The sequence below is a fragment of the Methylomonas albis genome (assembly GCF_014850955.1).
Lineage (GTDB): Bacteria > Pseudomonadota > Gammaproteobacteria > Methylococcales > Methylomonadaceae > Methylomonas > Methylomonas albis.
The window spans coordinates 2813266-2827460 of the sequence record NZ_JACXSS010000001.1 but is presented as its reverse complement, the minus strand read 5'-3'; the positions used below and the strand labels follow the sequence as shown (position 1 = coordinate 2827460).

Annotated in this window: 13 protein-coding genes and 1 tRNA gene; 7 read left to right on the top strand and 7 right to left on the bottom strand. The window is 49.7% G+C overall.

Annotated elements, in window-relative coordinates; all coding sequences use genetic code 11:
• Positions 1 to 105: 105 nt before the first annotated feature.
• Positions 106 to 501, bottom strand: coding sequence for a NucA/NucB deoxyribonuclease domain-containing protein (locus tag EBA_RS13025; protein WP_192375113.1), 396 nt, complete (start codon positions 499 to 501; stop codon positions 106 to 108).
• A 422-nt stretch (positions 502 to 923) separates the two neighbouring features.
• Between EBA_RS13025 and EBA_RS13020 the strand changes: the two genes are divergently transcribed.
• The 4 genes from EBA_RS13020 to EBA_RS13005 all read left to right on the top strand — a co-directional run bounded on the left by EBA_RS13020 (position 924) and on the right by EBA_RS13005 (position 5137).
• Positions 924 to 1355, top strand: a complete 432-nt coding sequence (locus EBA_RS13020; RefSeq protein ID WP_192375112.1) for a hypothetical protein — start codon at positions 924 to 926, stop codon at positions 1353 to 1355.
• The gene (locus EBA_RS13015) at positions 1352 to 1756 is read left to right on the top strand and encodes a hypothetical protein (protein WP_192375111.1); all 405 of its coding nucleotides are present in this window, start codon (positions 1352 to 1354) and stop codon (positions 1754 to 1756) included. Before EBA_RS13020 ends, EBA_RS13015 begins: the two co-directional genes overlap by 4 nt.
• A 451-nt stretch (positions 1757 to 2207) precedes the next feature.
• On the top strand, positions 2208 to 2567 hold the full coding sequence (locus EBA_RS13010; RefSeq protein ID WP_225616552.1) for a YciI family protein: 360 nt from the start codon (positions 2208 to 2210) through the stop codon (positions 2565 to 2567).
• 707 nt (positions 2568 to 3274) lie between these two features.
• Positions 3275 to 5137 (top strand): ATP-dependent nuclease, encoded by a 1863-nt coding sequence (locus tag EBA_RS13005; RefSeq protein ID WP_192375109.1) that lies wholly within the window; start codon positions 3275 to 3277, stop codon positions 5135 to 5137.
• A 1153-nt stretch (positions 5138 to 6290) separates the two neighbouring features.
• On the opposite strand, the gene EBA_RS13000 is transcribed toward EBA_RS13005, so the two are convergent.
• The 4 genes from EBA_RS13000 to EBA_RS12985 all read right to left on the bottom strand — a co-directional run bounded on the left by EBA_RS13000 (position 6291) and on the right by EBA_RS12985 (position 9324).
• Positions 6291 to 6941: an Lcl domain-containing protein gene (locus tag EBA_RS13000; RefSeq protein WP_192375108.1), complete on the bottom strand. Its 651-nt coding sequence runs from the start codon at positions 6939 to 6941 to the stop codon at positions 6291 to 6293.
• A 157-nt stretch (positions 6942 to 7098) separates the two neighbouring features.
• Positions 7099 to 7176: transfer RNA gene (locus EBA_RS12995), tRNA-Met, on the bottom strand.
• Between the two features lie 52 nt (positions 7177 to 7228).
• A complete protein-coding gene (gene ychF / locus EBA_RS12990) occupies positions 7229 to 8320 on the bottom strand; it encodes a redox-regulated ATPase YchF (RefSeq protein ID WP_192375107.1) in 1092 nt (363 codons plus the stop codon).
• A 137-nt stretch (positions 8321 to 8457) separates the two neighbouring features.
• The gene (locus EBA_RS12985) at positions 8458 to 9324 is read right to left on the bottom strand and encodes a hypothetical protein (protein WP_192375106.1); all 867 of its coding nucleotides are present in this window, start codon (positions 9322 to 9324) and stop codon (positions 8458 to 8460) included.
• A gap of 103 nt (positions 9325 to 9427) precedes the next feature.
• Here EBA_RS12985 and EBA_RS12980 point away from each other — a divergent pair, with 103 nt between their 5' ends.
• Positions 9428 to 10039, top strand: coding sequence for a tetratricopeptide repeat protein (locus EBA_RS12980; RefSeq protein WP_192375105.1), 612 nt, complete (start codon positions 9428 to 9430; stop codon positions 10037 to 10039).
• Positions 10040 to 10562: 523 nt separating this feature from the next.
• On the opposite strand, the gene EBA_RS12975 is transcribed toward EBA_RS12980, so the two are convergent.
• On the bottom strand, positions 10563 to 11021 hold the full coding sequence (locus EBA_RS12975; RefSeq protein ID WP_192375104.1) for an EVE domain-containing protein: 459 nt from the start codon (positions 11019 to 11021) through the stop codon (positions 10563 to 10565).
• A gap of 351 nt (positions 11022 to 11372) precedes the next feature.
• Positions 11373 to 12677, bottom strand: a complete 1305-nt coding sequence (locus tag EBA_RS12970; protein WP_192375103.1) for an MFS transporter — start codon at positions 12675 to 12677, stop codon at positions 11373 to 11375.
• A 237-nt stretch (positions 12678 to 12914) separates the two neighbouring features.
• Between EBA_RS12970 and EBA_RS12965 the strand changes: the two genes are divergently transcribed.
• Both EBA_RS12965 and EBA_RS12960 read left to right on the top strand, forming a co-directional pair.
• Positions 12915 to 13493 (top strand): cyclin-dependent kinase inhibitor 3 family protein, encoded by a 579-nt coding sequence (locus tag EBA_RS12965; protein WP_192375102.1) that lies wholly within the window; start codon positions 12915 to 12917, stop codon positions 13491 to 13493.
• A complete protein-coding gene (locus EBA_RS12960; RefSeq protein WP_223146677.1) occupies positions 13484 to 14161 on the top strand; it encodes a hypothetical protein in 678 nt (225 codons plus the stop codon). The genes EBA_RS12965 and EBA_RS12960 overlap by 10 nt, the downstream gene beginning before the upstream one ends.
• Positions 14162 to 14195: the final 34 nt, after the last annotated feature.

The following is a 14195-nucleotide window of genomic DNA, read 5'->3' as shown; positions in this document are numbered from 1 at the left end:
TTAAATTTCCTTGTTGCCTGGCGGCTACTTAGGTTGCGTTGTCACGGCTTTGTCACAGGGTTTTCCACAGGAGTTGGGGATAACACCGACTGCGCGGGGTTTGGATTATTTGGTAACCGGTCCACGAGGATGATTGATTACCTTCACGAGGAACTTTGACCACTCCCCCTGGCCGGCAATTATGCGATGGCTTCTCAAAAAACCGGCAATCAGCCCACCTTGAGCGCTATTTTCCCTGCCGGGGATATGCCCGACCCATGCATTGCCGCCCTCAACTGTACATGCAAATGGATATTCGTCACGGCTGAGGATATGCGGGATCTCATAATTATTACCCTTGACCTGATAATGCATAGCGGCCTTTCGCTGTTGTTTGCGAAGCGTCATGTCCGGGCCGTTGTAAGTCAGTACCTTTGGGTGTCCAGCCATTTGGGCATGCCATACGTTGTCCGCAAGTTCACGGTAGAAATACCAATCGAATATCAACTCTGGGTACGCCATATTTCCGCCTTCACGCTTTGCATTTAAGCCAGTGCGAGTGGGTAATTTTTAAAGTTATTGTGCGTTTCTACATATCATCGCCCACCTTTTCAATCTAGGCAATACCCTAATTCCATTTCTGGGTAGAAAAATTTCCTTGACACCACCCCAACACCCAGCCTAAGCTTTAACCGTGCCAACACGTTGGCGCCGGGATTAGGACCCCGTTTTGATATGGCGAAAAAATCGCCACTTTTATCAGTGGCTTTTTTGTGCCCGTCATTTTTGCACGGCTATGCTGTGCTTATCGTTATGGCGTGGTTATTTGGGCAGCCGAAAGGCTGGCCGCTTTCCATATCGCGGTAGTCCTAACCCACTTAACCACGTCGCCCGATTGTTAGGACTATCGAGCGGCTGTTTTCATCACGATATGGAGTACCGCTATGACCACCAAATTTTTCAACGAGGGCGGAACCGCCCGAGAAACCGAGCTTTTCAATAAACACGACTGCTTCAACACTATTCAACGTGCGAATGCGGTCTTGACGATTATTCTGGATAACTGCGCATGCCATATTGAGGATCAAAACGTCATAAACGCATTATTCAGCGTTCAAGGCGAGATTAATTCTGCTGAGCGCCTTCTTGCGGCCTGCATCTGGGGCAAAGACGACCCTGCTGCCGACCAGTCGCAAGAATTCACCGAGGTTGAGCGCTGGGCAGATAACCACCTGCAAGCCGCCGGCAACCTATACCGATTGTACGACAATGCCACCAAGGCAATGCTGGTCGAATTCGAGGCTGAATCGCTGGCAGACGCCAAAGTCAAAGCCGGCCTATTCCTTCGCGACAGTGCTAAAGGCGGTGCAGCATGAGTGCAAATACAGCAACCCCAAGCCTGGACAGTGTCTTTGAGTCCGCGCAACGCGCCCACGCCGTTGTGGAGCTGTTAATCGATGCCTGTTCCGCTCCCGCGTATGGAGAAGCCATCGTTTATTCGCTATGGGCGGTGGAGCGCGAACTTAGAGAAATCAAAGGGGCCTTTGATTCCATTTTATATGTCGAGCCTGAAGGACACCAACCGACTTATACTGCCAATCCCGCTGAGGCTTGCCCGGAAGCAGCCATCTTGGCCAAGTTAATCAAATTTGCCGAAATCACTGCCGAACAAGCCGCGGGAATCGACGCCGAGTTGAAGAAATACCGGGCCGCAGCGGCAGTCAATGATTCTGCCACTGTTGGGGCGAGCCAGCCCGGCAAAGGCGGTGCTAAATGAACTGGTACATCAAATTTAAGCTTTGCATGATCGTTTTCAGGGTTCGCGCGGCTATATTGAGGCGATATGATCACACCCAGTCGAGAGCAATCAAGCGCCTAAACTTGGCAGCGTTCGAGGTGGTGACTGCTTTTTACATTTTTATGCGCTGGACTTGGGCAACTCATTAAGCCAGCGATCCCCATTACAAGAGCCGGCCTAGTGTCGGCTTTTTTGTGATCAGCATATTATTTCCGCGCATAACTTCCTGGCTGTTTTCTATCTACGCCTAGACTTAATCCATCAGGCAGAGAGCAGTTGATACACACTAAACGGCCGATAGTCCTTTCTTGGGTTATCGGCTTTTTTTGTGGCTAGCTGGTGGTATCGATCCCTTGTGGTCAACCACGCCATCTGATTCAATGGCAGCAAAAATAGGCTGTATCAATCGAGGAGACAGACAGTGCGTGTAATGGTGCTCGTGAAGGCGACCGAAGACAGCGAAAAGGGCTTTCTCCCGACAACCTGGACATCCGAGATGCTTGAAGCGATGGGTAAATTCAATGACGAACTGCGCAATGCTGGCATCCTGCTCGCTGCCGACGGCCTCAAGCCTTCTTCATACGGCAAGCGTATCGCGTTCGATGGTACCAGTCGCACGGTCATCGACGGGCCTTTTGCCGAGGTACGGGAACTGGTCGCCGGCTTCTGGCTCTGGGAAGTCAAAGATATGGACGAGGCGGTTGCCTGGGTAAGGCGCTGCCCAAATCCCATGCCGGGGCCGAGCGAAATCGAAATCCGGCCACTTTACGAGGCGGCTGATCTGAGCTGAAAACCTGGTCGGCTTCCAGGCGCGCCTCATTTCTGGCGCTACATGGTGGATTGGCGATCCATATCGGTTATTAGTAGATCGATGTCTTTCGGTAGCAATTGACCAAACTTGATCTGTCTGGATTGAAAGGGTAAAACCGACCCCTATGTATAGTGCCCAACTATGTATAGCAGTGATCTATTTCGACTGGCAACCCGCGCGCAGCCAGAGATGACTACCAGTACGCTATGCATAGTTTTGACGCTTGTCGAAACCGTATCAATTTCTCACCAACCGGATAACAACCATCATTCGTATTGATATACGGCGACAGCCAACTAATGAGGCGCGAAACATCAACATAGTGTCCCAATTAGCTCTCAGGAGGCCAGATTAAAATTGATTGGTAGGCAAATTTCATTAAAGTATCTTAAGGCTAGTGAATTTCACCTTCAGAACAACGGCAAAACTATGTAAAGCTTATTGACTGATGGTTGGCTCAAGTGTCAGAGAAACCAAGTTTTGCCGTCGATAGTAATTTACAGCTATACATAGTTGGGCACTATACATAGGGGGCGCTATGGATAGCTATCCATAGCGACCCGTTGCTGTCTCTCGCTTCATTTTATTTAATGACTGCAATTTAATCATCACCTGTCATTACTATTTACCATCGATAAACTCCGTGTAAGATCTAATTCACTATTTATACGTAAAAGGCCTCCACAGTGAACTTTCCTATAGAACTGACAGCACAAATCAACAGCCACAATGGCAGCTTCACTCGTAAGTTCATTTTGAACCGAGGCCTTACAGTTCTACTTGGACCAAATGGTTCTGGTAAGACTCATCTTCTTAGAGGATTAAAGGATAATCTCCACCAGCATATGAACGGTAAGCAAGTTCGCTTTCTCTCGGCTGGTCGTATGGGGCTGTTGGAACAGTTTAGATCTGACTATGACGGTCATCGTGGAGGCTCGCCAAATTACGATCAGGCTGTCTTTGGTAGCAAAAGTGATGCGAATCGCCGGCATAAAATGGAAACCTTAAATGGGGATTTCCAAACTCTCGCAGAGAGGGCTGATATTTTGATAAAAATTCAGGAACGGCTCAGAAAGCTATTTAAGAGGGATGTTCTTATTGATTGGGATGGAGGAAATCTAAAAATATCGTTTTCCCGATTAGATATTGAAGCAAAACCGTATTCCTCGGGCCGAGAGGCATCAGGGCTGATGCACATGGTAGGGATATTGGCCGCACTTTATGACGACGACGTGGGCGCGCTTCTTCTTGATGAACCTGAAGTGTCCTTGCACCCTCAACTACAGGCCTTTCTTTTAAATGAAATTCTTAGCGTTGCAGGGCATCCAGCAGCCGGTGGAAATAAGAAGATAGTCATCATTGCAACGCACTCAACAGAGATGCTCCAAATTCAAAGCACAGAAGACTTATTGTCGCTTGTCTTCTGTTATGACCTTATGACAGACCCCGTTCAAATTCCGGCTGACACAGGGGAATTGAAGAACAAGAAAGTACAGGGTCTAATTGCCAGACTGGGTCAAGAGCATAAGCTATCACTATTTTCCAAACGGCCTCTATTAGTTGAAGGACCATCTGATGTAATCATTTGTAGCGCACTTGCTGGCAAGCTAGATATGCATCTGGAAGCTGCCGGATCTCAGCTTCTTCCCGTTATCGGCAAGGGGCAGATGCCAACTGTTGCAAAGTTGCTACGTCTCCTAGGAAAAACACCTGTGGCATTGGCAGATGCGGATGGAATTGCTGATGGAGTTGAACTAGTCAACTCCTACCTTATTGACAACCATTTCGCAGACAAACAAGCGAGCGCACTGGGATTTGCATCTGCGCAGCAAATGGCTGGCTCGATATTCGGTGATTTCTGCAAATTGGTAGATAGCCGATGGACTGAGATTTCTGCTAGAGCAGAAACGCATCCATATTGGGTTAACAGGAAAGCCGATGAGGAGAATCAGGCAAGGCGCAGATCTGCTTTATGTGCGCTGTTTACAACTAACGCCATTGAACTAAGCAATATTGCATCTGACGACGCTTGGGCAAACATAAGGGCTCGAGTTACAGCATTGCTTGATTTGCTGGAGCAGTGTGGCCTATTTGTTTTGCGTAAGGGCTCCATAGAGTCTTACTACCTAAGCGCGGACCAGTTCACTTCGAATGGCAAACCAAGTGCAGCCGTTACCGAAATTGACCACCTCAATCAGCTTGTAAGTGAGGATATAGACGTCGCTTATTCTGATGTGGTGCGCTGTATACGGTATGCCTCAAATGCTGAGGTAATTTGTGAGGCTGATGCATTACGGGACTTATTACTTTCAGTAGTGGCACCAGCGCATGCGAGATTTAAAAGTGGCGATTCCTCATCTAATTTCAATCTGTTGGCTCGTTCAATTTTAGGTGAGAGATCAAAGATATTTGGTTTTGGTGTCGAAAGAGAAAAGCTTGTTGTTTCGATTGAGAGCAGGATACTCAACGTCAAAGGTTTTCCGGTTGCACTTGGGAAGGACGATGATGTGCTGAAATCGATTAATTTGGCTCTTGAAATCAATGCATAACCCGGCAGTCGAACGACAGCTTTCGAGCTTATTGCTGCCTCCCCCTGTAGTCATTGAATGTCGCAAAGTGGCCGAACGGGAGCATTCAACCCCTGATTGTGTGGATCGGGGCGTCGTGTACACATTCACCCATCAGATTTGAACCTGAAACCGGTGGTTTGGCCACATCAGGAACATTGCCGCAGTAACGCCCAATCCAAGGCATAGACTATCAGCTTTGAAACTCGAAATATCGCCATGATGACCATGCCCAAGCCACGCACACCGCCGCCGCCTCGACCAGGCTGGAATTACGACGTCTATTTCCTGGCGCAGTTGGCCAAGGCCAAGGAACAAAAGCGGTAGCAGTTGTGGGGTGAGGTTTCGTTCTTCATCAGGAGGCGCCGGCATACGTTCGCAGCAATATCGACTTGACGGCAGGCCCAGCCAAACAGTTACAAGGCTAATTCCGGGGATTACCGGTATCTAAATCGGACGCGCGTGTCCGTTTTGCAGGAGCCGAATTGACCGTTCCTGAAAATCCAGGAGCCCTGCTCGTTCCGGAAATTTACTGGGCTAGGACATAGCGTGGCAGAAAAGAAAAGGGGTTAATCCGCTGCTGCGGTCAAGAGCCGCAGACGAATTAACCCCGGTACTGCCCTTTGCTTGCGCCGACATCGATCCCAGCAGCCAAAGCTGGGGTTGCCGACTGTTTGAGTTTAATCAAAAAGCTCAATCAATACAATCGGCCACAAAAAGCAAAGGCCACGACGAATCGCAGCCTTTTCTTACAACTACTTCCAATGACCGGGGAACGAGTCCTTCCGGTTTAGCCAGTTACCAACTTGAGAAAATTGTACCATCAAAAATTCATCAGCCATAAAAAAGCCGGCAAAGCCCACCGTATAGGGCTTGCCGGCTTACATCCTTGTTTTCATGAGCTGACAAGATGCCGACTCCAGCATGTTTGTACGTGGGGCCGGCTGCGCTAAGCTCGCCAACCTAACGCAAGGCCAGTATATCGGCGCGGCTTGGCTGGATCGGGGCAACTTTCCGAGATTGGAATTCCCGGCGATAGCGGGAATTAGGATTTCCTGCAATGCAGGTAATCGTTCCGGCGCCTGCGGAAGAGGAATATTGGCAGTTGGTAGGCGACTAGGAATGATCACATAAGCTAGTCATGACCTTCCTTAGGAGCCAGATTGAACGCCAGCAGGCAAAATCCCGTTAGAAATAGCCAAATAATGCTCGGCTCGGGGACGGTAATAGTTGCTACATCGCCGTCGCGGACTGCCCAAGCAGAGGATACGTAGCTCTCAGAGTTGAGTTCATGATAACCAACACTTTCATCGAAATACCAAGCGAAACCCGGTATACGGGTAAACTCGGTACCCAGCCAATATACTTGCTGAATATTGTCGAATAAATCGAAATTGTAATTGTGGTTTGTTGCAATCGACTTACCCGCCTCACCGCCAAGCATATAAAACAGGGTGCTTAATTCACTTCCTGATTGACTGTAACGAGTTATATCTACATTTGCATAAGCCGTTGGTAAGCGCCAGTCGCTGTAGATAACGTTACGAACGCTGTCATGGTAAACAAGGTTGGAAACCCAATTTTGAGCAGCATACCAATTCAATTCACCGTAAATGTTTAAACCCGTGGTTTTTGCATAGTTGGCGTCTTGTAACCAAGTTATATCCTGAGTATCGTCGTAGATCAAACCACCACCACGGTCATACAAAGCGGCGCTAGACGATCCGGCAAACCCAATGCTGACAACCAGAGTAGAGGCTAATGCAGCTCGACTGAAAATGGACATCCCTTTGTCTTTTTGGTTTTCTGAATTAATTGTTGAAATCGATTAACACCCCTCAATTTATTGAGGATTGTCGAGAATTGTTATCTCTTACTGTGACGTGAGTGTGACGCGGACATAAAAAAAGGACTAACGAATTAACGTAAGTCCTTGAATTAGATGGTGGCGATACCGGGGATCGAACCTGGAACCTCGGGGTTATGAATCCCGCGCTCTAACCGGATTGAGCTATATCGCCACTGGGAATAGCCTTGAAAAGACGCGCATTATAGGGCTCATATTTTCTATTGTCAAACGTTGAAACGAAAGTGCATCACATCGCCATCCTGGACTTTGTACTCCTTGCCTTCAAGTCGCCATTTACCAGCGTCTTTAGCACCTTGCTCGCCGTTGTAAGTGATGAAATCCGCGTACGATACGACTTCAGCCCGAATGAAGCCCTTTTCGAAGTCGGAATGGATGACGCCAGCGGCTTGCGGAGCGGTGGCGTTGACTGGAATAGTCCAGGCTCTTACTTCTTTGACGCCTGCGGTGAAGTAAGTTGAGAGATTCAACAGCTCGTAGCCGGCACGCACCACTCTATTCAATCCTGGCTCTTCCAGACCCAAGTCTTCGAGAAACTCTTTCTTTTCATCTTCATCCAATTGCACGATTTCGGCTTCTATTGCCGCGCAAACGGCAACGACTTTTGAGCCTTCTTTTTCGGCAAAAGCTTTGACTTTGTCCAGCATCGGATTATTCTCAAAACCGTCGTCTTGAACATTGGCAACATATAGTGTGGGCTTGATAGTTATCAAGCACAATTCCTTGATGAGTTGGGCTTCGTCTTCGGTTAAACCTAAAGTACGCACCGCTTCGCCGGCATTGAGATGCTCCAGCACGCGCTCCAACACTTCTTTTCTCGCCAACTCGTCTTTATTGCCCGACTTTGACGCTTTTGCAGCTTTTTGCAGCGCTCTTTCGACGGAAGACATGTCGGCCAAAGCCAATTCGGTATTGATGACTTCTATATCATTGATGGGGTCTACTTTACCGGCAACATGAATCACATTGTCGTCCACAAAGCAGCGCACGACATGCACAACTGCATCTGTTTCGCGAATGTTGCCGAGAAACTGATTGCCCAAGCCTTCGCCTTTTGAGGCTCCGGCTACTAAGCCTGCGATGTCAACAAACTCAATCGTGGTCGGTAACACACGCTCGGGTTTTACGATTACTGCCAGTTTATCCATGCGCGGATCCGGAACCGGTACCACACCGACGTTGGGGTCTATGGTGCAAAAAGGGTAGTTTTCAGCAGCGATGGTCGCTTTGGTGAGTGCGTTAAACAGAGTTGATTTACCGACGTTGGGTAGCCCAACGATTCCGCAGTATAGTGCCATGGATTTTATACAGAAGGATTAATTAAACAGGAACCGGATAAACCGGAAGAGTGCGGGCGCGATTATACAGGGAATTTACGGATATAACCGCGCCAACACGAGGAGTAGCGCATCATTTGCAGACGATGCGCGGGTTGTTACTTGACTTGCAAAACGCCACCTTGACCGCTACCGCCACCACCTTGCACTTCCTGCGCTTTATAGTTTCTGAGCGATTGGACCATATTGTTATAGGCGTCAAAAAAGGCTGCCGCGGTAGCTATACCTTCCGGGGTTCTGCTGTACATCCCTATGCTGCCGCCTGCCGCGCCGGCAAAAAGCCCACCCCAACCGCCGAAAGCGCCGCCGCCCGAAGTACTCATATTGTTAGCGGTGGCACTGCCTTGAGAAATGGCAATTTGTACGGTCGAACGAATATCGGTCAGTGTCAGTGCCACATCGGTGGTCCTAGTTTCCACAGCATGCGAAACCGCTCCGGCAATAGCGCCTAAACCGCCTAGGCCTGCGGCACCCAAGCCGGCGCCAATTAACCCTGCGCCAATAGAGCCCTGTTGCCCGCCTGTCGATTCGTTAGCAACGATAATCTGCGGATCGAGCAAATAGTCAGCCGCTACACGTTGACCTTTATGCTGTTTTGAACCTGCTCTATATTCCCCGGAGTTTCTCTGTTGATCGGTAATTCGATCCAGCATGGCGCTAGTACTATTATTGCCAATACCGGTGATAATGAAACAATTGGATTGTTGTACGGCCAAACGGATTAGTGGATCAACTGTAGTCACGCCCGATGCCCCGGAAAAACGACCATCACTTACCGCCAGGGTACCCAGCGGACTGACACAGCGTTCTAGTGACTTATTAGCATTGACGCTGGTCGCTCCACCGGCAGATCCGGACACTAAATTTGAACTGCCACCTGTTTGCAAACCAGGCTGTTGCGCACAGCCGGCAAAAGCAAAAACAGAGACCACTAATGATAAATCTCGAATTGATTTAACCTTCATCCAAAAAACTCCAAAAATTGCCGTTCAGTTAATAACGCCCTAGCAAACTAAAAAATTCGAGCGATAATAGACCATAACTCGTAAAAAGAAAAAGGAAATACTCATGCTTTTAAAAAAGCCTTTTTTGTCAACGGCATTTGTAATAATCGTAACGTTTAGCCTTGTATCTTGTACGGGTCAAGAAAAACAAGTTAAGTCCGACACCATTAGAATTTGCGATGAAAACGGCTGTGCGGATCGTCCAAAAGACTATGCATCCTTTCAGCCGGCACCGGCAATTCCGCCTGAAGACGCAGCAAAAATCAAAGCCCTTGAAGATTTGGCTGCAAACGACCCGCGGGCCGCTTACGACTTGGCCCTACGTTTCTTTAGAGCTGACGGCGTTCCCCAAGATACCTATAAATCGATTAAATGGATGCGAGAATCTGCGGAGAAAGGCAATTTCAATGCTCAAAAAGCCCTGGGAAGGCTTTATTTAACCGGCCTGGGTGAAATGGGTTCAGACCCAGGCGAGGCTGAAAAATGGTTATCCATCACGGCTAGCAAGGGTGACAAAGAAGCTAACACCTTACTAAAAGAGGCCGTAAAAGCGCGACAATCAGAGCAAGCTGACTATCGGTGGCGGAGACGGTGGCAACCGATTTTTTATAACAACTGGTATAACGGCTATCGCTACAATTGGTATTGGGGGACAGGTCGTTGGAATTTGTATTAATTTATAACCCACGCATGATGCTTAAGATAAATCGGCAAGGTTTGTTTTGTGAGGACTTTTTGACCGGTTTCACTCTCGCTTCTATGGTCGTGGAATCCTGCACCCAAAGGGCATAAATGGAATATGCAGGACTAACCCACACCGGTAGCTTTTTGAATCAGCGCTCCATGCATAGGCTCCGGCAGGCGAGATTTAGAGAGCTCGGCAAATACCCACAGGGCACAAGGGCGCGCGAAAACGTCTATTAATTGGGGGCTTCGCTTTTACGTTTCCAGCAGTTTATGCCCGGCTTCAAGCCGCTATCGGTCACCAATCGAGCAAGTAAGGTTCTTGTCTTGGTTTTGTGGTTAGTCATCTTGGCGATAAACGCCGGGGCAATGATGGTGCGATCCTGCGCAGGGTGAGACAGCGGCAACCGGCATAAATAAATTCCTCAATGCTCACCACGTCCCGTTGTTTCGCGGTGCGATCAACTAATTCCGCTCGGCTTACCGAGTTTTGCAAGTTCCTCCAAAGCTTAAAATTACTCCAAACTCAAAATAAACTCCCATTCCTTGGCGTTGATCGGCATGATCGAAAGACGGTTGCCGCGGCGTAGCAGAGCCAAGTCAGCTAACTCGGTTTTCAGTTTAAGTTCGCGCAGACTGATATTTCGCGATAGCGCTCTGACGAATTTTACATCGACCATGTACCAAGTGGGTTTGTCTGGATTGCTTTTTGGGTCGAAGTGCTTGTCGTCGGGGTCGAAAGCGGTAAAGTCGGGATAGGATTCCCGCGCCACTTGCATGATGCCGACGATGCCCGGTTCGTCGCAATTGGAATGGTAAAAAAACACCTGATCGCCGATTTTCATGGCATCCCGCATCATGTTCCGCGCTTGGTAGTTACGCACACCATCCCAATGTTCAGTTTGTGCGGGGCGTTTAATCAAGTCGTGGATGCCGAAGGTATCGGGTTCGGATTTCATTAGCCAGTAGTTCATAAGATTGGGTGTCGTGGTAACAGGCTTTATTTATCCCAAACTCACGGGCAATCGGCAAGCAAAATCGCTGCGGTGCCTCGAGGCAGGTCTATTTTCTATGTGCGGAATTTAGAGACGTTGGATATGGCCTAGACTGAAACGCTTACCCAAGCTAGTATTTAATTGCGTAAATTAGCTATTACATTTTTTATCTGACTACGCCGTACCTCTCTTCGGCGCCCATTAAAAGGCTGGGCCTTCTGATTGCCTCACGATAAATGCTTCAATCGCACCCTTTAACTCCTCTTGGTCGGCCCGACTTGCTCTTCATTGCAGCGGCTGATTTACTGAGCAAACTCTATATAGCCGGTTTTATCGATTCAGCCGCGATGTTTTCATTGGCTCCTTCATCGTTATGGCGACGATCAATGACAAGGCAGCGCAGACGCTGACGTAATAAGCAAACCACTCCGGATGCCCCAGGCTTTTCATCCATAAGGCCAGATATTCTGCGGTGCCGCCGAACAAGGCCACCGTCAGGGCATAAGGAAAACCCACCCCTAGCGCTCGAATATGCACTGGAAATAACTCAGCTTTGACAATGGCGTTGACCGATGAATATCCCGAGACTATCAGCAAGGCGCAGATATACCAGAATAAAGCGGATTCGATACTTTGCGGCTGGGACAGTAAGGCCAGGATAGGCACTGTAAAAACCGTTGCGCACGCGCCAAATGCAATCAACATGAAGCGGCGGCCGATAAAGTCTGAAAGCAAGCCAAAGATCGGTTGCATCACCATAAACGCCACTAAGGCGATGGTGCAGATCAGTGTGGCGTCGTCCTTGCTGAAACCAGTGGTGTTGACCAGAAACTTCTGCATATAGACCGTGAAGGTATAGTAGGACAAGGTACCGCCGGCGGTTAGCGCCACCACGGTGAAAATCTGCTTAGGGTATTTAAGCAATTCCCGCAGATTGGCATGCCGGCTGGAATAGGTGTGTTGCTCCACAAAGGCGGCTGTTTCCGCCATATTACCGCGCAAACCCATGGCGACGACCGCGAGCAGGCCGCCGACAATAAATCCAATCCGCCAACCCCAATCATGCAGTTCTTCGCTGCTTAAAAGACACTTTTGCAAGAGCATCAACAAGCCTAAGGCCAGGATCTGGCCCAAAACGATGGTGACATACTGAAAGCTTGAGTAATAGCCACGACGATTAGCCGTTGCCATTTCACTAAGGTAGGTTGCCGAGCTGCCATACTCGCCACCAATGCTAAATCCCTGCAACATGCGGGCGAACAACAGCAAGGCTGGAGCCCAGTCGCCGATCACCGCATAACCCGGCGTACAGGCGATGATTAAGGAGCCTAAACACATCAGACTGACCGATAAGACCAACGCACTCTTACGGCCTTTGCGGTCCGCCAGACTGCCCAGCAACCAGCCGCCCAAGGGGCGAAAGATAAAGCCCACGGCAAATATCGCCGCATTATTCAGCAATTGCGCAGTCTGATCGCTTTCCGGGAAAAAGGCGGGCGCAAAGTACAACGCAAAGGCCGCATAGATCGCCCAGTCGAAATATTCCACTAGGTTACCAACCGAACCGCTAAAGATATTCAGTAAGCGTTTTTGGTGTGTAATATCGATAGCTTGCTGCTCAAGGCGATTAGGCATAGTTAAGGGATAGACAGATTTGCTAATGAAATGGGCTTGCTTCGTAAAATCAGTTCATGATCGCTGGGCGCTTCGGTGTTACTCATCTTTATCTCTACGGGCCGTGCACGAGGTGTACGAGTTTATTAGATCATTTCATTTCAGTCACCGCCATGTTCAACTATATGCTGGATTACCAGTACGGTTGCTCGTGCTAGACTCGTGCGCAGACATGCAATATTTCGGCAGGATGGCACTATGATAGCGGCGCGTACCAGTCACTCACACCCTATTCAAATCGCAGAAGTCCGAGCCAGCCCGTCGCATGGCCGGATAGGCATCACCTTCTGTCCAGGCAAGCACGACCGTTTTGCTTACACCGGGGCTTGGGAGCGCGACCTCGGCATCGATTTGGATGCCATTGCGGCCTGGGGGGCAAAGCTGGTGCTAACACTCGTCGAACCCGCAGAGCTCACCGCCCTCAAAGTGCCGCAGCTTGGGCATGAAATTCGCCGACTAGGCATAGCCTGGCGCCATCTGCCTATTGCCGACTATTCCGTGCCTACCCAGGCCTTTGAACAACAGTGGGTCGAGCAAGGCCGCGAGATTCGCGAGATGTTGCGCCATGGCTATGATGTGCTGGTGCATTGCAAAGGCGGGCTAGGCCGGGCGGGCATGATCGCGGCGCGGCTACTGGTGGAATTAGGCATGGATGCCGAAGCGGCGATTCATGCGGTTCGCCATGCGCGCAAGGGTGCCATCGAAACACCGGCACAATTGGCCCTGGTGCGCCGAACCAAACCCATCCCCAACCCGGAGCCTAGCGATTGCCGCTGATTGATACCAACACTATGCAGCGGCTTGCCGGGCAGTTAGGCACCAACCCCGCAGGCATTTATCAGGACGACAACGGACGACGCTATTACGTGAAGACCCTGGAATCGCAGGCGCATGCACGCAACGAAATGATGGCAGCCAAACTCTACCAACTGGCTGGTGCGCCGACTTTGATTTATCTGCACACAAACGCGCCTGATCAGATCGCAACAGAGTGGGTCGAACTGGATAAAAAGTGCATTGCGCATCTTAGTGAAAGCGAGCGCAAACAGGCTCAGCACTGGTTTGCTGTGCATGCCTGGACGGCCAACTGGGACGCCGCCGGCTTCAATGGCGACAACCAGGGTGTCGTCGACAGCAAAGTGCTGACACTTGATGTGGGCGGCGCACTGGCATTCCGGGCGCAGGGGGATCCCAAAGGCAAAGCATTCGGCACCCGCGTGGACGAGCTCGATGTACTGCGGCATGACGCTGGCAACCCGCACGCCGTCAAGCTGTTCGCTGACATGAGTGCTGACGACATCAAGCAGAGCATAATGGTGGTGACACGGATTCCCGACGAACAGATTCGGCAGGTCATTATTGACAGCGGCGGCAGCCAGGCGCTGGCGGAGAAGATGGTTGCGCGCAAAGCCGATATGGCTGGGCGCTTGCCTGTTAATTTTTAAGTCGAATAAGTGACGGTTTTCAAATGGGTTGGTT

Coding starts and splice junctions, on each gene's coding strand:
- EBA_RS13025 (WP_192375113.1), bottom strand. CDS start 501: ATGGCGTACCCAGAGTTGATATTCGATTGGTATTTCTACCGTGAACTT.
- EBA_RS13020 (WP_192375112.1), top strand. CDS start 924: ATGACCACCAAATTTTTCAACGAGGGCGGAACCGCCCGAGAAACCGAG.
- EBA_RS13015 (WP_192375111.1), top strand. CDS start 1,352: ATGAGTGCAAATACAGCAACCCCAAGCCTGGACAGTGTCTTTGAGTCC.
- EBA_RS13010 (WP_225616552.1), top strand. CDS start 2,208: ATGGTGCTCGTGAAGGCGACCGAAGACAGCGAAAAGGGCTTTCTCCCG.
- EBA_RS13000 (WP_192375108.1), bottom strand. CDS start 6,941: ATGTCCATTTTCAGTCGAGCTGCATTAGCCTCTACTCTGGTTGTCAGC.
- ychF (WP_192375107.1), bottom strand. CDS start 8,320: ATGGCACTATACTGCGGAATCGTTGGGCTACCCAACGTCGGTAAATCA.
- EBA_RS12985 (WP_192375106.1), bottom strand. CDS start 9,324: ATGAAGGTTAAATCAATTCGAGATTTATCATTAGTGGTCTCTGTTTTT.
- EBA_RS12980 (WP_192375105.1), top strand. CDS start 9,428: ATGCTTTTAAAAAAGCCTTTTTTGTCAACGGCATTTGTAATAATCGTA.
- EBA_RS12975 (WP_192375104.1), bottom strand. CDS start 11,021: ATGAACTACTGGCTAATGAAATCCGAACCCGATACCTTCGGCATCCAC.
- EBA_RS12970 (WP_192375103.1), bottom strand. CDS start 12,677: ATGCCTAATCGCCTTGAGCAGCAAGCTATCGATATTACACACCAAAAA.
- EBA_RS12965 (WP_192375102.1), top strand. CDS start 12,915: ATGATAGCGGCGCGTACCAGTCACTCACACCCTATTCAAATCGCAGAA.